This window comes from Corynebacterium atrinae (genome assembly GCF_030408455.1).
GTDB classification, from domain to species: Bacteria; Actinomycetota; Actinomycetes; order Mycobacteriales; family Mycobacteriaceae; genus Corynebacterium; species Corynebacterium atrinae.
The window spans coordinates 511138-528701 of record NZ_CP046977.1 but is presented as its reverse complement, the minus strand read 5'-3'; the positions used below and the strand labels follow the sequence as shown (position 1 = coordinate 528701).

The 17564-nt window shown below is 64.0% G+C and carries 17 protein-coding genes; 5 read left to right on the top strand and 12 right to left on the bottom strand.

Annotated features, from left to right (window positions below):
* Positions 1–216 precede the first annotated feature (216 nt).
* The 3 genes from CATRI_RS02690 to prpD are packed head-to-tail and all read right to left on the bottom strand — an operon-like array spanning position 217 to position 3848.
* Positions 217–1368: a bifunctional 2-methylcitrate synthase/citrate synthase gene (locus CATRI_RS02690; RefSeq protein WP_290219462.1), complete on the bottom strand. Its 1152-nt coding sequence runs from the start codon at positions 1366–1368 to the stop codon at positions 217–219.
* A gap of 31 nt (positions 1369–1399) precedes the next feature.
* Complete coding sequence (gene prpB, locus CATRI_RS02685) at positions 1400–2332, bottom strand: methylisocitrate lyase (protein WP_290219460.1); 933 nt, start codon at positions 2330–2332, stop codon at positions 1400–1402.
* A 1-nt stretch (position 2333) separates the two neighbouring features.
* Complete coding sequence (gene prpD, locus CATRI_RS02680) at positions 2334–3848, bottom strand: 2-methylcitrate dehydratase PrpD (RefSeq protein WP_290219458.1); 1515 nt, start codon at positions 3846–3848, stop codon at positions 2334–2336.
* Positions 3849–4019: 171 nt separating this feature from the next.
* Here prpD and CATRI_RS02675 point away from each other — a divergent pair, with 171 nt between their 5' ends.
* The gene (locus CATRI_RS02675; RefSeq protein ID WP_290219456.1) at positions 4020–5342 is read left to right on the top strand and encodes a short-chain fatty acyl-CoA regulator family protein; all 1323 of its coding nucleotides are present in this window, start codon (positions 4020–4022) and stop codon (positions 5340–5342) included.
* Here the strand turns inward: CATRI_RS02675 and CATRI_RS02670 are convergent, their stop codons facing one another.
* Genes CATRI_RS02670 through upp form a run of 4 tightly spaced genes read right to left on the bottom strand, consistent with a single transcriptional unit; the run spans position 5343 to position 9205 of the window.
* Complete coding sequence (locus tag CATRI_RS02670) at positions 5343–6752, bottom strand: NAD(P)H-quinone dehydrogenase (RefSeq protein ID WP_290219454.1); 1410 nt, start codon at positions 6750–6752, stop codon at positions 5343–5345. It abuts the gene before it with no gap.
* Positions 6753–6800: 48 nt separating this feature from the next.
* Positions 6801–8009: a M20 family metallopeptidase gene (locus CATRI_RS02665; RefSeq protein WP_290219452.1), complete on the bottom strand. Its 1209-nt coding sequence runs from the start codon at positions 8007–8009 to the stop codon at positions 6801–6803.
* Between the two features lie 42 nt (positions 8010–8051).
* Positions 8052–8513: a helix-turn-helix domain-containing protein gene (locus tag CATRI_RS02660; protein WP_290219450.1), complete on the bottom strand. Its 462-nt coding sequence runs from the start codon at positions 8511–8513 to the stop codon at positions 8052–8054.
* Positions 8514–8569: 56 nt separating this feature from the next.
* Positions 8570–9205, bottom strand: coding sequence for a uracil phosphoribosyltransferase (upp, locus tag CATRI_RS02655; protein WP_290219448.1), 636 nt, complete (start codon positions 9203–9205; stop codon positions 8570–8572).
* 62 nt (positions 9206–9267) lie between these two features.
* Here upp and CATRI_RS02650 point away from each other — a divergent pair, with 62 nt between their 5' ends.
* Genes CATRI_RS02650 through CATRI_RS02640 form a run of 3 tightly spaced genes read left to right on the top strand, consistent with a single transcriptional unit; the run spans position 9268 to position 11655 of the window.
* Entirely contained in the window at positions 9268–9546 is a 279-nt protein-coding gene (locus tag CATRI_RS02650; protein WP_290219446.1) for a hypothetical protein, read from the top strand.
* Positions 9543–10394: a C40 family peptidase gene (locus CATRI_RS02645; RefSeq protein ID WP_290219445.1), complete on the top strand. Its 852-nt coding sequence runs from the start codon at positions 9543–9545 to the stop codon at positions 10392–10394. The genes CATRI_RS02650 and CATRI_RS02645 overlap by 4 nt, the downstream gene beginning before the upstream one ends.
* 31 nt (positions 10395–10425) lie before the next feature.
* A complete protein-coding gene (locus tag CATRI_RS02640) occupies positions 10426–11655 on the top strand; it encodes a SatS C-terminal domain-containing protein (protein ID WP_290219444.1) in 1230 nt (409 codons plus the stop codon).
* 9 nt (positions 11656–11664) lie between these two features.
* Here CATRI_RS02640 and CATRI_RS02635 read toward each other — a convergent pair whose 3' ends face one another.
* Both CATRI_RS02635 and CATRI_RS02630 read right to left on the bottom strand, forming a co-directional pair.
* Positions 11665–12624 (bottom strand): adenosine deaminase family protein, encoded by a 960-nt coding sequence (locus CATRI_RS02635; protein WP_290219443.1) that lies wholly within the window; start codon positions 12622–12624, stop codon positions 11665–11667.
* A gap of 10 nt (positions 12625–12634) precedes the next feature.
* Positions 12635–13477, bottom strand: a complete 843-nt coding sequence (locus CATRI_RS02630) for an RDD family protein (protein WP_290219442.1) — start codon at positions 13475–13477, stop codon at positions 12635–12637.
* 165 nt (positions 13478–13642) lie between these two features.
* On the opposite strand from CATRI_RS02630, the gene CATRI_RS02625 reads away from it, so the two are divergent.
* Entirely contained in the window at positions 13643–14833 is a 1191-nt protein-coding gene (locus tag CATRI_RS02625; RefSeq protein ID WP_290219440.1) for a D-alanyl-D-alanine carboxypeptidase family protein, read from the top strand.
* A 301-nt stretch (positions 14834–15134) separates the two neighbouring features.
* Here CATRI_RS02625 and CATRI_RS02620 read toward each other — a convergent pair whose 3' ends face one another.
* From CATRI_RS02620 to trpS, 3 genes are all read right to left on the bottom strand, one after another.
* Positions 15135–15293 carry a hypothetical protein gene (locus CATRI_RS02620; protein ID WP_290219438.1) on the bottom strand — a complete coding sequence of 53 codons (159 nt, stop codon included), beginning with the start codon at positions 15291–15293 and terminating at the stop codon, positions 15135–15137.
* 51 nt (positions 15294–15344) lie between these two features.
* The gene (locus CATRI_RS02615) at positions 15345–16424 is read right to left on the bottom strand and encodes a YhjD/YihY/BrkB family envelope integrity protein (RefSeq protein ID WP_290219436.1); all 1080 of its coding nucleotides are present in this window, start codon (positions 16422–16424) and stop codon (positions 15345–15347) included.
* A gap of 80 nt (positions 16425–16504) precedes the next feature.
* Complete coding sequence (gene trpS, locus CATRI_RS02610) at positions 16505–17533, bottom strand: tryptophan--tRNA ligase (RefSeq protein ID WP_290219434.1); 1029 nt, start codon at positions 17531–17533, stop codon at positions 16505–16507.
* Positions 17534–17564: the final 31 nt, after the last annotated feature.

The following is a 17564-nucleotide window of genomic DNA, read 5'->3' as shown; positions in this document are numbered from 1 at the left end:
ATTGTTGGGGTGCAGACAAGAGCACAGTCTCTCGCTACTCCACATTAATGCAACAGGTGATTTCTGATTCGGGTGAGCACCAATAGATAAAACGGGGGTAGCCCGCTTAAGTTCAGTGGTCTGACCATAAAAGCATAATCCCACGACCAGTCCCCGTCTTGGAGACCGGGATATTTGGCCGTGGGATCTTGCTCGATGCAGGTCAGGCGGTGAAAATTAACGGTCCGCGATGGGGGTAACTTCGCGTTGCTCCGGGCCGACGTACTCAGACAGCGGGCGGATCAGCGAGTTTCCCTCGAACTGCTCCACGATGTGCGCAGTCCAGCCCGCGATACGGGCGACGACGAACAACGGGGTGAAGAAGTCGACCGGGAAGCCGAGCAGGTAGTAGGCCGGACCAGCCGGGAAGTCGAGGTTCGGCTTGATGCCGGTGCGCGCGTCCATGGCTGCAGCCATGTTCTCGTACATCTCGACCCACTTGGCGCCGTCATGGCGGGCGGCGAGCTCGCGGAAGGACTTCTCCATGCTCGGGACGCGGGAGTCACCCTTCTTGTACACGCGGTGACCGAAGCCCATGATGAGGTCCTTGTTGTCCAGCGCGTTGTTGACCCACTCGGTCGCCTTAGCCGGATCCTCAATCTGGAGCATGGTGTGCATGACGAACTCGTTGGCGCCACCGTGCAGCGGGCCCTTGAGGGCGCCGATGGCACCGGTGATGGCCGAGTACACGTCCGAGCGGGTGGAGGTGATCACGCGCGCGGTGAAGGTCGAGGCGTTGAAGGAGTGCTCGGCGTAGAGAATGAGGGACTTCTCAAAGTCACGCACGTCATCCGGGTTCGAGGCCGGAGAATCCGGGCCGGTGCCAAAGACCATCGCCAGGAGGTTCTCCGCGACGGACTTGTTGGAGTCCGGAGCGATGATGTCCTTGCCTTCACGGCGACGGATGTCCATGGCCAGCACCATCGGCAGCTGGGCGAGGAGGTTGTGGCCGACGTGGGTGATGTGATCGACGTCGGGGGTGAAGTGCTCGTTGTCCTTGGTGCCCATGTAGGACACGGCGGTGCGCATGACGTCCATCGGGTGGCAGTCTTTGGGCAGCGAGTGGATGAGAGCGATCAGGCCCGCGTCGAGGCAGCGGTAGGAACGGCCGCGCTCCATAAATTCGTTGAGCTGCTCTTCGTTCGGGAGTTCACCGTTCCACAGGAGGTAGAAGACCTCCTCGAAGGAGCAGTGCTCCACCAGGTCCTGCACGGCGTAGCCGCGGTAGGTCAGAGAGTTAGTCTCCGGCATGACCTTGGACACGGCGGTGTAGTCGGCGATGACGCCGTAAAGACCCTTGCGGACATCGGGATTGTTGTTCTCGGACATGTTGCTCATCCCCTTTCGAAGGAGTGAAGTTTTAAGGCTGGGTGAAGGCGGGCTGGTAGCTGTCGACCGAGTAGGTGAACACCTGCTGATCGAAGTCGTTGTACTCCGAGTAGCGCAGGAGCTCGTAGAGGCGAGAGCGATGCTGCATACGATCGAGCCACTCGGTTTGCGTGCCAGTCTCAGCGATATCCGCGAGGGCCGACTCGACCTGCCCCATGGCGATGCGCAGGGTGGTCACCGGGTAGATGACGGCGTTGTAACCGAGATCCTCGAGCTGCTGGGCGGAGAGAAGCTCGGACTTACCGAACTCGGTCATGTTGGCCAGCAGCGGCACGTCGACGGCGGCGCGGAACTTCGCGAATTCTTCCGGGGTATGCAGGGCCTCGGTGAAGATGAGGTCGGCACCGGCGTCGGCGTAAGCCTTGGCGCGCTCGATGGCGGAGTCGATGCCCTCGACCCCGGCGGCGTCGGTGCGGGCGCAGATGACGAAGGTGTCATCGCGGCGCTCCTTGACCGCGGCGCCGATGCGCCGCAGCATGAGGTCCGTGGGCACGACCTCCTTGCCGTCGAGGTGGCCGCAGCGTTTCGGGTTGACCTGGTCCTCAAGGTGGCAGCCGGCGAGGCCGGCGTCTTCGAGGGCGGCGACCGTGCGGGCGGCAGACATGGGCTCTCCGAAGCCGGTGTCGGCGTCGACAAGCACCGGGAGGTCGGTGACGCGGGCGATCTGCTGGGAGCGGCCGGCGACCTCGGTGAGGGTGGTCAGGCCGATGTCCGGCAGGGCCAAGTCGGCGGCGACGACGGCGCCGGAGACGTAGACGCCTTCAAAGCCGGCTTCTTGGATCGCGCGGGCGACCAGCGGGGAGAACGCGCCGGGGAGGCGCTGGATCTTGTCGGAGGCCAGTCCGTCACGGAACGCTTGACGACGCTGCGTCGGGGTTACCGTGGAGGAGAAAAGTCCACTCATATCAGAACAGTCCCTTGCCCAGAGTCGGGGCCTTGGCCAGGACGTCAGCATCGAGTTCGATGTTCAGCTCAGCCAGGTCGGTGAGGTTTTCGGTGTTCTCGGCAGCAGCGAGGAAGCGGTCCTGCTCGGCCGGGGCGACGACGCCGTCGGCGAGGATGCGGAACTTCTCGATGTACTGCTCGCGGGCGAACGGGCGGGCGCCGAGCGGGTGAGCGTCGGCCACGGCCAGCTCGTCCTCCACCACGGTGCCGTCGGTGAAGGTGATAACGGCGCGGGCGCCGAAGGCCTTCTCGTTCGGGTCGGTGGAGTGGTAGCGGCGGGTCCACTCCGGATCCTCGACGGTGGAGATCTTCTGCCACAGCTCGATGGTCTCGGGGCGGTTGGCGCGCTCCGGGGCGTAGGAACGCTCGTGGTGCCACGCGCGGTCCTCGAGTGCCACGGCGAAGATGTACATGATGGAGTGGTCGAGGGTCTCGCGGGAGGCCTGCGGATCAAACTTCTGCGGGTCGTTGGAGCCGGTGCCGATCACGTAGTGAGTGTGGTGCGAGGTGTGCAGGACGATGGACTCGACGTCGCGCAGGTCCTTGCCCTCGGCGAGGAGCTTCTCGCCCATGCGGCGGGCCAGGTCGATCGGGGCCTGGGATTGGTACTCCGCGGAGTGCTCCTTGGTGTAGGTGTCCAGGATGCCGCGCTTGGCCTCACCCTCGCCGGGCAGCGGAACGATGTACTCGTGGCCCGGGCCGGACAGCAGCCAGGCGATGACGCCGTCTTCGCCTTCCCAGATCGGGGACGGGGCACCCTCGCCGCGCATCGCACGGTCGACGGCCTCGATCGCCATCTTTCCGGCAAAGGCCGGGGCGAAGGCCTTCCAGGAAGAGATCTCGCCCTTGCGGGACTGGCGGGTGGCGGTGGTGGTGTGCAGAGCCTGGCCGATGGCCTGGTAGATGGTCTCGACATCGAGGTCGAGGAGGGTGCCGATGCCGGCTGCGGCCGAGGGGCCGAGGTGGGCAACGTGGTCGATCTTGTGCTCGTGGAGGCAGATGCCGCGCACGAGGTCGACCTGGATTTCGTAGCCGGTGGCCAGGCCACGGATGAGCTCGCGGCCGCCCTTGCCAGCCTGCTGGGCAGCGGCGAGGATCGGCGGGATGTTGTCGCCCGGGTGGGAGTACTCGGCGGCGAGGAAGGTGTCGTGGAAGTCGAGCTCGCGGACGGCGGTGCCGTTGGCCAGGGCGGCCCACTCAGCGGCGTACTTGCCCGGGAGGCCGAAGACGGAGGCGCCGCGGCCGTCGGTGACGGGGCGGGCGGCGGCCATCGCGCGGGCGGAGGTGACGGGGCGACGGATGACGGAGGCTGCCTGGACGGAAGCGTTGTCGATGATCCGGTTGATGATCATTTCCTTGGTGTCTTCCGGGACCTCAACGGGGTCGGCGGCGACGCGGGCGATCTTGTAGGCCAGGTGCTCCTCGTGGGGGAAATCCTCGGCGGAGCGGTAGGTGCGAACGGTGTGGTTGATCATGTGATTGATCTACTCCTTCACGAAGTCTTGTTGAGTTAGTCCTCACAGTACGGCGAATCTTGTGTCAGTAGTCACAGCGAAGTATGTGTAACAGAGTGGCACTTTGTGGCCTTTTTTGCAAAACTTGTGGAAACGGCAGGCCACAGCAGATTCCGGGCAGGAAGTACACCAATGGCAAAACACTTTGCGGGGGCACGTATCCGCAACCTCCGGCGGGGGCGCAAACTTACTCAACAAGAGATGGCCAAACGCCTCAACCTCTCCACCAGCTACCTCAACCAGCTGGAAAACGATCAGCGCCCACTCACCGTCACGGTGCTCATGGCCCTGTCCCAGCACTTCGACGTCGACCCCGCGTTCTTCTCCCCCGATCACGAGGCCCGCACGGTTTCCGAGCTCCGCGACGCCTTCCCCACCACCCCCGACGACCAGCTCGCCGACCTCGCCGCCCGTTATCCCGACCTCGTCGCCGAGATCTTAGAAATCGCCGACCGCGAGCCCCCCGAAGTGGAAAAAGGCCCCTACAGCCTGGTCCGCGATTTCTTCTACGAGGCCCGCAACTACATCGACAGCCTCGACCGGCTCGGCGAGGAACTGGCCAGCCGCCTCGGTGAACCTCAGCTGCGCGTCACCCGGCTGGCCACGGCTCTCGACCGGGACCTCGGCGTCACGGTGCGTTTCCGCAAGATCACCTCCGGCCCGCGCCGCATCTTCCACCCCGACACCCGCGAGCTCCACCTGCGCACCGGCCTCTCCGAGGCCCAGCTCACCTTCGAGTTGGCCCTCCAATACGGTCTCCTCGCCCACGTCTCGCTTCTCGACGACCTCGCGTCCCCCCTCCCCACCGAAGAGTCCCGCGCCATCGCGGTCCTGGCCCTCGGCCAGTACTTCGCCGCGTCCGTCGTCATGCCCTACGGGGCCATGTTGGAGCAGGCCGAAGCCACCCGCTACGACATCGACCGCCTCGCCGACCACTTTGGTACCGGCTTCGAAACGACCTGCCATCGCCTATCCACCCTGCAGCGCCCCGGCGCGCGCGGCGTCCCCTTCTTCTTCGTCCGCACCGACCGGGCGGGCAATATTTCCAAGCGCCAATCCGCAACAGGCTTCCACTTCTCCCGCACCGGCGGTTCCTGCCCACTGTGGGTCATCCACCGCGCCTTCGAAACACCGGGGCGAGTGACCCGCCAGGTCGCGGGCATGCCGGATGGGCGCAGCTATTTGTGGATCGCCCGCACCGTCGCCGGGCAGTTGCGCGGTTTTGGCCAGCCCCGCAAGGAATTCACCGTGGGCTTGGGCTGCGACTTGGAACAGGCCCAACGGCTCGTCTACGCCAACGGCCTCGACCTCAATCCGGCCTCGGCTACCCCCATCGGGCCGGGTTGCCGGGCGTGCCCCCGTGAGCGCTGCCCCCAGCGCGCCTTCCCCCAGGCAGGACGAAGGGTGGCCGTCGACCTCGACGCCACCCTGGATGAGTCCTACGTAACCCTCTGATTACTCCAGATCGTCGTGCGCCACGAGGCGGCGCGCGGCCTCAGTGATGGAGCCGGACAGCGAGGGGTACACGGCGAAGGATTCCGCCAGCTGCTTGACGGTGAGGTTGTTCGACACCGCCACCGCGATGGGCAGGATGAGTTCCGACGCCGTCGGCGCGACGATGACGCCACCGATGACAAGACCGGAGTTCCGGCGGCAGAAGAGCTTGACAAAGCCGTGCTTGAGCGAACGCATCTTGGCGCGCGGGTTCGACTGCAGCGGCAAAACGACCGCCCGCGCCGATACCTCGCCCGCCTCGATCTGTGCGTGGGTAATGCCAACGGCAGCGATCTCCGGGCGGGTAAACACGGCGGTAGCCACCGTCTTCAACCGGATGGGGGTCACGCCCTCGCCGAGCGCGTGGTAGACGGCCATCCGGCCCTGCATCGCGGCGACCGAGGCCAGCGGGAACAGGTCAGTGCAGTCACCCGCGGCGTAGATGCCGGTGACGTTGGTGCGGGAGACCCGGTCGACGTGGATGTGGCCGGACGGGGTCAGCTCGACGCCCACGGCGTCCAGCCCGAGGTCCTTAGTTGCCGGAACGGAACCGATGGACATCAGGGCGTGGGAACCGAAGATCTCGCGGCCATCGGTGGTCCGCACGCACACGCCGCCATCCTTAGTGCGAGTGACCGATTCCACGCGGGCATGCTTTTCCAACGACACTCCGCGCTGGGACAAAACGTGCTCAAGGACGTCCGCGGCATCGGCATCATCGTGGGGCAGGATGCGGTCGCGGGAGGCCACCATAGTGACCTTGACGCCCAACTCTGCGAAGGCCGAGACGAACTCCGCGCCGGTGACACCGGAGCCCACGACGATGAGGTGCTCCGGGGTTTCAGTGAGGTCGTAGACCTGCTGCCACGTCAAAATGCGCTCGCCGTCGGGCTCCGCGCCGGGCAGAATGCGGGGAGTAGCACCGGTGGCGAGGAGCACGAGCTCGGACTCCAGCACTTCCTCGGTGCCATCGGCGTGGGTGGCCACGACGGAGTGGAAGAGGTGCTCGTCCTGGGCATCAGAGAAGCGGGCGCGACCGTTGATGATGCGCACTCCGGCGCGATCGAGTTGGACCCGCACGTCGTCGGACTGCTCTTGAGCGAGGACCTGCACGCGCTTGTTCAGCGCTCCGAGGTGGATGCGGGCACGGCCGAGGAGGCTATTGAGGCCCATGTCATCGGCGCGGCGCAAGTCAGTTTTGATGCCGGTACCAGCGATGAAGGACTTAGAGGGAACGCAATCAAGCAGAACTGAAGAACCGCCCATGCCTTGATCCTCAACGAGAGTGACCTCGGCCCCGTATTTGGCTCCGGCTAGTGCTGCTTCGTAGCCGGCAGGCCCGCCGCCAATGATGACGATCCGTTTGTTCACAGAGGTCTCCTACTCGATTGCTGGTTCTCCGGCATTCGAGTCTAGCCGCTAGGACAGAAAGCCGTCAGCTTGGCCTATGCGGGCGGGACTACGCCCGAACTGCTCCATGATCGAGGCGAAGAGGCGGATGCCCACATCGATGGAACGTTCGTCGAAAATGATGTCGCCCTGGTGCAAGTCGTAGGACCGGCCGGAACCCGATCCACAACCCAGGCGGGCCATGGATCCGGGCACGTGCTCGAGGTACCAGGAAAAGTCCTCCCCGCCCGAGGACTGCGGGGCTTGGACGACGGACTGCGGGTCGACGGTGCGGGCGGCGTCGGCAAGCAAGGCCGTAGCCACGTCATCATTGAGCACCGGTGGCACGCCGCGCTGGTAGGTGAGCTCGTGGGTGCAACCGGTAGGCGCGAGCACCTGCGCGATGAGTTCTTCCAGCAAAACATCGATGTCCCGCCAGGTAGAAATGCTGGCAGTGCGGACCGTGCCAGTGAGGCTGCCGTGTTCCGGAATGGCGTTGGCGGCGTAACCGGCGTTGATGCTGCCGAAGACCAGGACCGTGCCGGTGCGCGGGTCGATGCGCCGGGACAACAACCCAGGCAAGTCGGTGACCAGTTTGCCCAACGCATAGACCACATCAGCGGTCAGGTGCGGCCGCGAGGTATGTCCGCCCGGCCCAAAGACGTTGATCTTGAGCACGTCCGCAGCGGAGGTGATCGCTCCCGTGCGCACACCGATCTTGCCGACGCTCAGCTTCGGTTCGACGTGCAGCGCATAAATCGACCCCACGCCGTCGAGGCCACCCCAGGCGATGACTTCCGGAGCACCACCATCCATGACTTCTTCGCAGGGTTGGAAGATGACGCGGATCCCGTGGGTAAGCAGGTGCTGGTTCTCGGCCAAGGCACAGGCCACTCCGAGGCAGATTGTTGTGTGGATGTCGTGGCCGCAAGCGTGCGCGACGCCGGGCTCCTCGGAGCTAAAACTCAGGTCAGCAACTTCGCTGACGGGAAGCGCATCGATGTCCGCCCGAAACGCCAACCTGTCCGGGGTGTCCGGGCCCAGGTCAACCATGAGGCCCGTGCCGGGGAAACGGACGGGATCGAGTCCGTGCTCGCGCAGGCGGGCTTCGATGAAATCGGTCGTCGCGTACTCCATGTGCGAAAGCTCTGGGTGCGCGTGGATATGACGGCGCCAGCCAATCACATGGTCGTGGTTGGTGCGCAACCACTCGTCGACACGTGCGGCAATTCCCTCCACGGCAGCGGTCCTTTCACCAACCCAATTACATCGCCGCTGAGTCTACTCGCCGGGTGGAAGCTCCCCGCCATCTGCCTCATCGATCCCCGGGTCCTCGCGAGGCGTGGCCACGGCATACTCCGGCGGGTCACCCGGCTTGGCCAGCTGAAGGTACGCCGCGCTGAAAGGAAGAGTGTCACGCTCAACTCGTGGCCAAACAATCGAGATGTTGAGCGAAACATCCGGGCAAATGGCGTCCACTCGCTGATCACCGGCAGGAAGGAGAACGGACGGCGGGACGTCGAGGACTTTTGCCAGACGGTAGAGCGTGGACAGCTGCGGGTCGGCGGCCTGGCCGTTGTTGTTCTCGTTGCGCTCGATGTTGGAAATGGTGTTGCGCGCCAGGCCAGCCAAATCCCCTAGCCGTTCCTGCGTGAGCCCCCGGAGACGCCGAAGGTCACGCAGGTTCTGGCCGAGCCGGTGACCGTAGCTCGGCCACGGTTTCCATGTCGGCTCCGGGCTCATGCCTCCACGGTGCCCACCAAAGTGGGAACTAACCGCCCACTACAGTGGGCATGATCTTAAATGTCGATGTTGCGCGGCCCGTACAGGCGATCACCAGCATCACCGAGCCCCGGCACGATGTAGGCGTCTTCGTTGAGCTCCGGATCAATGCAGGCGGTGACCAGGCGCACCGGCAGCCCGGAGTTGGCCAAGGCATCCACGCCCGGTTGCGCGGAGACCATGCAGATGGCGGTGATGTCGGTGGCGCCACGGGCCGCGAGCAGCCGAATGGCATGTAGGAGAGAACCACCCGTGGCCAGCATCGGGTCGACGACGAAGACCGTCCGCCCGCTCAGGTCGTGGGGCAGGGCCTCCAGGTACGGCACCGGCTCGTGAGTCTTCTCGTCGCGAGCCAGGCCGATGAACCCGACCTGCGCGTCCGGGATCATGGACAAGGCGGGGTCAACCATGCCGAGCCCGGCACGGATGACGGGGACGATGATGGGCGGGTCCTCCAGGCGAATGCCCTCGGCGATAGCAACGGGGGTTTTACAGTCGAAGCGCTCCACGGGCAGATCGCGGGAAGCTTCGTATACGAGCATGGTGCCCAGATCAGCGAGGGCGGCGCGGAAGGCGGCGTTGTCACTGCGCTCATCGCGCATGATAGTCAGGCGGGAAGCGGCAAGCGGGTGATCAACCACGGTGATATCCATGACCACCATGCTAAACCCCTTCGGCAGGGAACCGCGAAGCGGTTTTTCCGGTCCAATGGTGCATGAGAGCTTTCGACTTTGATCCCGACCACGCCCGCCGGCTCACCACCGAGCTTTTTGATGCCGCTGCGGCCCGCCCCCATACTCCCACCCTGCCGGTGGAAGACCCCTCCCCCGCGCTCGACCGCTTTACGGGGGCGCTATCGCGCGCCCTCGGGGGCGTCGATACGCAGACTCGCCTTGTGCATGAGCAAGCACATCGGTTGGCGGATGCTGCCTCCCAGGCTATTGGCGCCGCCGTGGACACCGATGCCGACTTGGCCCGGAGGTTGACGCCGTGAGAGAGATCATCACGGCGCTCAGCCGCATCGCAGAACTCGAACCTTCCGCCCTATCTCCGTTGACTCTGGAACGATTGCCCGATTTTGCCCCGGCAGCGCCCCTAGCCCAGATGCTGGCCAACGAGGCCCCGGGCGGGCTCCGCCTCATGGAGGCAGCTGCCGGGGTGGGCGCAGATCGGGAGTTGATCGACACGATTGCTGCCACCGCCCGCGGCCTCATCGAGGGCACTCGCGGCGACCTCGTCTCCCTCGCCTTGGATTTGGGGCACCAGGCCTTGCCCCTGTTGCCGGGCCTGCTCTCACCTGTCCCCGGCGTCCGGGCGGCCACCTTCACGCAGTTGGAGCAGCTCGCCCAGAGTTTCATCGGCGCCGCACTCGCCCGCTCCGAAGGGCTGTTGACCTCGCTGGACCCGCTGGCCGTTGACCTCGATCGAATCGCTACCACCTCCCACGTCGGCGAGTTCACGGCCGCCTCCTTCGAGGAGACCACCGTGGCCCCCAGCAGCGGCAGCGGTGAGGCGGCCGTTTCCGCCGCGATGTCCGCGCTGGGCACCCCCTATGTGTGGGGTGGCACGAGCACGGCTGGCTTCGACTGCAGCGGCCTCACCCAATGGGCGTGGCGCCAAGCCGGGGTCGAGCTTCCCCGGTTGGCCGAGCACCAAACTGTGGGACGCCAGGTCTCCGCCGAGCAACTGCAGCCGGGGGATCTAGCGGTATGGGACGGGCACGTGGCCATGTATGCGGGAAACGGGCAGATGATTGAGGCGGGGGACCCAGTCCAAACCAACCCGGTCCGCACCACCAACATCGGAATGCCGTTCAAGGGATTCTGGCGGCCGACCGGATAACCGCAGGCCCCATTGGGTAGGATTTTGCCCCATGAGCAACCGCGCAATTGTTCCCGTCAAACTCTCCCTCACCGAAGGGGACTTTTACACCCTGTGGGCCCCCACGTGGAAAGAGCATGGTGCGGAATGGCAGGCGTTCCTCGGCGATGACGAGCACGTCCTCGGTTTCGCATCCCCCGCCGACTTGCTCGTGTTCTTGGAAAAGGGCACCAAGCACGACCTCTCCTCTCACCCCAAGTGGCGCGCTTTCGAGGCAAGCAACGCCGACCGCGTCGTGCCGGGCAAGCGCGATGACATCGACATTATCGGCGCCCCGGAGTACCTCGCCGGCCGTCCCTCCCACGAGAACGTCGCCTCCCTGGCCCGCGTGTTCGCCGTCACCCGCAGCCTCGCCGAGGTGACCGCCGCCAGCGACGCCGTGTTGTTCTTCGCCTCCCACTCGATCCTGGGCAATGTCGCCCGCGGCTCCGAGCACTACGCCGGCGAGCACGGCCTCGGCGAGTGGACGGCCGTCGGCCGCGCCGTCTTAAGCAACTGGGAAAAGGTCGTCCACTCACTCGACCCGCAGGTCCGCCTCGTCGAGGTCGATGCGGAGGCATCCCAGGATGCCTCCCTGCGTATCGACGCCGCCGTGGCCGCCGCCACCGAAGCCCGCGAGCGCCAGGAACTCGCCGAAAAGGAAGCCGCGAACCAGGCCGATCCCTATGACTCCACCCCGTGGGCGGCGGCCGGCATCGATCCGATCAAGATCACCATGCAGGGCAAGTCGGTGTACTCCTTGCGCACCTACGTCGATGGCGCCCCGCTGTTTTTGGGCAAGTACGGAGAGATCTTCACCTTCCCCAGCAGCAAGCACCTCGTGCGCTGGATGGTGGAGAACGATGACCACGACCTAGCCCGCACGGCCACCTGGGAGGACCTCATGGTCTCTGCCAACGCCGGCGAACTTGACGTCATGGTCCACAAGGACAACTCGTACTCCTACTCCGGTCTCGTCGCCGACATGGAGAAGGGCCCGGAGGCCGTCGACACCGATCAGATGGCCCGTGGCTACGAACTCTTCGCCGACGCCGCCGACTGGGCAGCCGATGACTCCCTCAACTCCTTCTTCCTAGCCAACCCCCGCATGCAGGACTACATCTCCTACATGATCGGCTCGACCGAGGCCTCTGGCTACGTCCCCTCCAAGCCCTACTCCGACCACGCGGCCGGATGGAAGGAGCTGGAGGAGATGCTGCTCAAACGCTTCTCTAAGTTCTAAGCGAAGGACCTAGGCGAAGTCGGTCGCGTCGAATTCGTCGAGTCCTGCCTGCATGTCCAGGGCCTCGTATGCCGGGAGGATGATCCGCTCTAGTAGGTCTTGGCGCTCGACCTCAGTGAGATAAGACGCCTGGACTGCGTTAACGGTGAGGTCGAAGAACTCCTCGACGCCGTATCCGAAGGTCTCTGCCAAGGCGAGGAATTGGTCACTCATGCCGGTGGCCGAGCGAATGCCCGGGTTGACGGTGCAGGTAAAGCCCAACTGCTGGAGCAAGGTGAGCGGATGATCTCCGAGGGAATCCGCCGCGCCCAGCTGAACCTCCAGGGTGGGGGCGATCTCTAAGGGGATGTGACGATCGCGTACCCAGGAGGAGACCTTGCCAGGGACGATCCCTTCTAGATCGACTCCAAAATCATCAACAATGCGGGTCGCGTGCCCCAGGCGCGTCGCCCCCAATTGGATGGCCTCCGCGATGGACTCAACGCCTGCGTCGAGGCCGACGTGAACGGAAAACGGGACGTAGTTCTCGCGCAACAGCGCGAAAGACTCGGCTTCCCCCGCCAGGGGATAGCCTTCCTCGGGCCCAGCCACATCCATTCCGACGACAACCGCGCCATGCCGGGCGACGGTGAGGGCGGCGACGTCGGCAAGCGAGCTACCAGAACGCTGAGCGGTGAGGACGAGGCGGACGTCGATACCCTCGGCGGCGTCGAGTCCGCCGACTGCGCAGTCCACGGCCTCGCTAAGGGTGAGTCCACCCGCGGTGTAAAGCTCCGGGGAGATCCGCAACTCGGCGTAAACGACGTTGTCGGCGGCCAAATCGCGGACAGCTTGTTCGACGGCTTCGCGCAGTGCGGTGGGGGTCTGCAGGGTGGCAACATCGATGCCGGGGCCGCCCTCTAGGTGGTCGTGGATAACCACCTTGGGCAAAGAGGTGACAATTTCTTGGATGGTGAGTTCCTCGTGCATGCCCACCAGGCTACCGGCCGTTCTTCTTCACCACTTCCAACCCTGCCCAACGATCATGGGCACCGAGGTATCCACTTCCGGCATTGATGGAGCTACCGAGAATGATGAGTGCCACGAAGGAAACCAAGCTACCCAAGATGGGCACCAGACTCACCAGCCGCCACCAATTGCGCTTGGCCGCCTGCTCGATGCTCGGCTTCTGGCCCGTAGCAATGTCGCGGATCTGGTAACCAGCCAATTGCTTGGCGGGAGTTCCTCCCATCCATACTTCGAATCCGATGAAGTAGGCAATCATGGCGATACCGCCGAAGAGGTAGCCGAAGAAGGAATACTCATCGACTCTGAAAGCTCCGAAGATGATGGAGGAGGTGATGCCCGCGACAACCAGGTCGCAAATAAACAGCAATAGGCGCTTGCCGGCGGTCGGACGATCAACAGCTACCCCTTCAATAGCCCCCAGGTTTGGCGAGGCTGCGAAGGGAGCGACATATGGCATCGCGGTCGGCGGCTCTACAGTCGGCGACGTGGGATAAGCGAAGGGGTACCCGTAGTCCGGCGTCGAGGCGGCGGCCGAGGGTGTTTCCGGCAGCTCACCGAACTCCGCGAGCGACTCCAGATCATCCCAGGACAACTCTCGTCCGACGATGAGAGCCTCGTCGTAGATCCTGCGACGGTTGTCGTCGCTAAAAATGCCGAAGGCGATGACGAGGCGCCGACGACGTTCATCTGTCTCAGCAACCCCCGCGCTTTCCAACTGGTGGTCTTGGCGGGCGATTTCCACCGAGATGGCTTCACCGGGAAGTGAACGATCGAGAGAAAACAGGTCGTAAATGTTGATCTGCTGAGCGGACATGATGGGGAAGCCTTTCGCCGGAAACGGGATGTTAGCTCCACACTAAGTCACTGCTACCCCACTGTGACATCCGGGAACGCCCTGATCGTTCCCCTATTTCCCGGTGCGTTAAATGAGAGTCGCACGCCGGATCGCGCGAAGGGGCGGGCTTAGAATGAGCTGGCCATGAAAGCCGCCCTGATGAGCCTCACCGCCGTTGCCGTCCTCGCGCTCGGCGTCCCCGCTATCGGGGCTTCGGAAGAACCAGTGCCCACGACGAGTCGGGAACACGCACCCAACACCGACACCTGCCCGAACCAGCTCGTCCCACCGCCAGCACGCGCCACCTCCGAGACCCCCACCCCGCTGCCTGTGTCCGTGGCGGGGAACTGTGGTGTCACGGCCCCGGCCGGATTCGAGGTCCCCGAGGAAGTGCTGGCCAGCGCGTGGCTCATCGCCGACATGGACACCGGCGAGATCATCGCGGCGAAAGATCCCCACGGTCGCTACCGCCCAGCCAGCATCATCAAAGTATTGCTAGCCCTGCTTGCCATTGACCGCCTCGACCCGAACCAGGAGGTCACCGTCAGCGAGGAGTCCGCCGGGCAGATCGGCTCCGCCGTCGGCATCGGCGCCGGCGGGCACTACACCGTTGACCAATTGCTCCACGGTCTGCTTCTTGTCTCCGGTAACGACGCCGCGCATGCGCTCGCCCAGGAACTGGGCGGGGACGACCAAGTCCTCGCCGACATCAACGAACTCGCCCGCGAGCTCGGCACCACCGACACTGTCGCCGCCAGCTATTCCGGCCTCGACGCCCCCGGCCTGGCCACCTCCGCCTACGACATGGGGCTGATCTACCGGGAGGCCTACTCGCGGCCGGAATTCAGGCGAATCATCGACACCGACCACGTCCCCTTCCCCGGTTACGACGATCGCCCCGGCTACGAGGTGTGGAACGACAACGGCCTGTTCCTCAACGACCCGGACGGCATCGGCGGCAAGACGGGCTACACGGACGACGCCAACCACACCTTCGTCGGCGCGATGGACCGAAATGACCGTCGGCTGTTCGCCGTCATCCTCGACACCACGACCGACCGCGCCCGGCCGTGGGAGCAGGCCCGCCTGCTCCTCAACGCCGCTTATGAGATCCCGGACGGTGACGGTGTCGGGCTGCTGGAACCAGTAGCCACCGAGGGATCATCCGCCACACCCACCCCTGCAGCGAACCTACCGGGGGATGCGGTGAAAGAACCCGGCGTCCACGCCCAGGAGCCAGCCCAGCCCCAGAATGTAATCCCGGGCATCATCGCGGTGCTCACGGTAAGTGTCTTAGTGGCCCTGGCCGTTGCCATCACGCGACGGAACCGTTGAAGCTTTTAGCCACTTTTTCCCATCCGGTTTTCCGGCAAAACAACTGCTACGGTGCAGTATGACTGTCGCTTTTCATCATCACATTGTGACTTGATTCTGAAGATTCGAGCAACGAGATGTATCACCGAGACTATTACCGCCGGATACCGCTGATTGAGTCCCTGATCTTCGTTGCCAGCTTCTCCCTCTTGCTGTCGGCCCAATTCCTCGATGTGGATTCCCTGTCCGAACCGGCACTTCTCATCACGTTTGGAATCTGCCTTGGTTCCTTTCAAGCCATATTCTGGACCCTGGCTCTGTCTCATCTATCAACGTCATTCCACATCGGGATGACGATGGTGAGCACGTTGATAGCGATCGGTACTTTCGTCGCCAGTGTGCCAATCGGACCGACTGCGATGTTGAGCCCAATCCTTTTAACCTGGGTCAGCTTAGGGCCAGCCATCTCGGGGCTATCCACTCTTATGAGTCGATCATTCGGTGATGAAAAACGCTGAGATCCCAGCGGATGCTACTTGCGGGTCAGAATCGCAATGAGGCCCGCACCTACTGCCCCGAGGGCTGCGCCCACGCCGAAGCTAGTTCCCGTGCCGGGCCCGTGATTGATCTCTTGGCGCACACGGATGATGGCGGGCTCCGGAGCGGGAACCTGGGCCAGCTTCAGGGATTCCTCCGAGGTGGCGGCCCACGCGGAGATATACATGACCAGGCGCCATACGAGGTAGAGGATGACCATGAGGCCGATGATGGGGCCGAAGGTCGCACCGGCGGGGTTGGAGAGGGCATTAGAGGCGAACAGGGAGCCGAGCTGTTTGATCACTTCGAAGGCAATGGCCCCGATGAAGGCTGCCTGGAGCCCAGAGCGACGTGGCACCGTTGTGCGCGGCAGGTAAAAGACCATCCAAGCCATGACGAGGAAGTTGGCCAGGATGCCGACGAGGATCGCCACGATGAGGGTGATGTAGCGGATGCCGGGGACTCCCCCGAGCCCGACGAGGTCAAGGAGGGATTCCGTGAGGCCGGAGCTGCCGACGGCGGTGATGCCGAAGGCGATTCCGAAGGCGAGCATGAGGCCCACCAGGCCCAGCAGGTCGCTGATTTTTCCTTTGAGGAAGCCGCCCGTGTCGGTGGGGTCAAGCTTCCACATTTTTGACACGCCATAGCGGAGATTGTTCATCCAGCCGAGGCCGGACCATAGGGCGGTCAGGGCACCAATGCCGGCGACTGCGCCGCGCTGATCAATAGCGGTGGCGAGGATATCGTTGAGCAGCGTGCCCAATTCGCCGCTGACTGATTCCGCGATGCGATTCTCCAGGTCCACGAGCAGCTGTTCGTTGTTGGCCAAGACACTGGCTGCGGCGGCCATCGCGAGCATGAGGATGGGGAAAATCGAGACCACGGAGAAGTAGGTGATACCCGCGGAGTACTGGTTTCCGCCCGCAGTGCCGTAGCGCTCCTGCATGCGCATGGCGTGGTCTACCAGCGGAGACTTGCGGCGTACCTTGTCCACGGCACCCGGCTCGTCCTGATGCGCCCGCTCGATCCCGAATTCGTCCGTGTAACGCTCATCTGGCTGAGTGCTGGTGGCCACTGGGTTTCCTTCCCGAATAAATCAGTACTGATACATCAACGTTAGGTAGTGATGTGGCCAGCCGCACATTTTAAGAAGAACTAGCGGCGCGGGGCGAGGAACCCAACCTTGGAGTAAACCTCCTCGAGCAGCGGCTCGGAGACTTCGCGGGCGCGCTCGGCACCGGCGGCGAGGATGCGCTCGAGCTCGCCAGGATCGCCCATGAGCTCGTCGTATCGCGCCTTGAGCGGCGTGGTGAATGCTTCTAACGCCTCAGCGGTGTCGGTCTTCAACGCGCCGTATCCCTGGCCCTCGTAGCCAGCGACGAGGTCGTCGATGGGGGTAGAAGTCAGGGCCGACTGAATGACCAGGAGGTTGGACACGCCCGGCTTGTTGTCCTTGTCGAAGGCGATGACCCCGTCGTTGTCCGTGACGGCCGACTTGATGCGCTTGATGGACACCTTCGGGTCATCGAGCAAGTTGATGCAACCCTTGGGGTTATCGGCCGACTTGGACATCTTGGCGGTGGGGTTCTGCAGATCGAAAATCTTGGCCGCACCCTGGGGAATGAAACCCTCGGGCACGACGAAGGTTTCGCCGTAACGGGAATTGAACCGCTCCGCGAGGGTGCGGGTGAGCTCGAGGTGCTGGCGCTGGTCTTCGCCCACCGGGACCAGCTGCGGGCGGTAAAGCAAAATATCCGCAGCCATGAGGACCGGGTAGGTAAACAGGCCGACCGTCGTGCGGTCCTGGCCCTGCTTGGCGGACTTGTCCTTGAATTGGGTCATGCGGCCGGCCTCACCGAAACCGGTGATGCAGCTGAGCACCCAGTTCAGCTCGGCGTGCTGTGGCACGTGGGATTGGACGAAGAGGGAAGACTTCGCCGGGTCGATGCCCAGAGCGATAAGCTGCGCGGCACCGGCGACGGTGCGGGCGCGCAGCTCCGAGGGATCCTGCTGGACCGTGATGGCGTGCAAATCGGGAATGAAGTAGAACGCCTCGTATTTATCTTGCAGATCGATCCACTGCTTGAGTGCTCCGAGGTAATTGCCCAGGTGATAGGAATCTGCCGTCGGCTGAATACCGGAGAGGACGCGCTGGCGAGTATCGGTCGAAGTCTGCTCACTCATGGGGAACAAGTCTAGTCCCCCAAGAATGGAG

Coding starts and splice junctions, on each gene's coding strand:
- CATRI_RS02660 (WP_290219450.1), bottom strand. CDS start 8,513: ATGAGCCCGGAGCCGACATGGAAACCGTGGCCGAGCTACGGTCACCGG.
- CATRI_RS02625 (WP_290219440.1), top strand. CDS start 13,643: ATGAAAGCCGCCCTGATGAGCCTCACCGCCGTTGCCGTCCTCGCGCTC.
- CATRI_RS02635 (WP_290219443.1), bottom strand. CDS start 12,624: ATGCACGAGGAACTCACCATCCAAGAAATTGTCACCTCTTTGCCCAAG.
- CATRI_RS02675 (WP_290219456.1), top strand. CDS start 4,020: ATGGCAAAACACTTTGCGGGGGCACGTATCCGCAACCTCCGGCGGGGG.
- CATRI_RS02650 (WP_290219446.1), top strand. CDS start 9,268: ATGAGAGCTTTCGACTTTGATCCCGACCACGCCCGCCGGCTCACCACC.
- upp (WP_290219448.1), bottom strand. CDS start 9,205: ATGGATATCACCGTGGTTGATCACCCGCTTGCCGCTTCCCGCCTGACT.
- prpD (WP_290219458.1), bottom strand. CDS start 3,848: ATGATCAACCACACCGTTCGCACCTACCGCTCCGCCGAGGATTTCCCC.
- CATRI_RS02640 (WP_290219444.1), top strand. CDS start 10,426: ATGAGCAACCGCGCAATTGTTCCCGTCAAACTCTCCCTCACCGAAGGG.
- CATRI_RS02690 (WP_290219462.1), bottom strand. CDS start 1,368: ATGTCCGAGAACAACAATCCCGATGTCCGCAAGGGTCTTTACGGCGTC.
- CATRI_RS02630 (WP_290219442.1), bottom strand. CDS start 13,477: ATGTCCGCTCAGCAGATCAACATTTACGACCTGTTTTCTCTCGATCGT.
- trpS (WP_290219434.1), bottom strand. CDS start 17,533: ATGAGTGAGCAGACTTCGACCGATACTCGCCAGCGCGTCCTCTCCGGT.
- prpB (WP_290219460.1), bottom strand. CDS start 2,332: ATGAGTGGACTTTTCTCCTCCACGGTAACCCCGACGCAGCGTCGTCAA.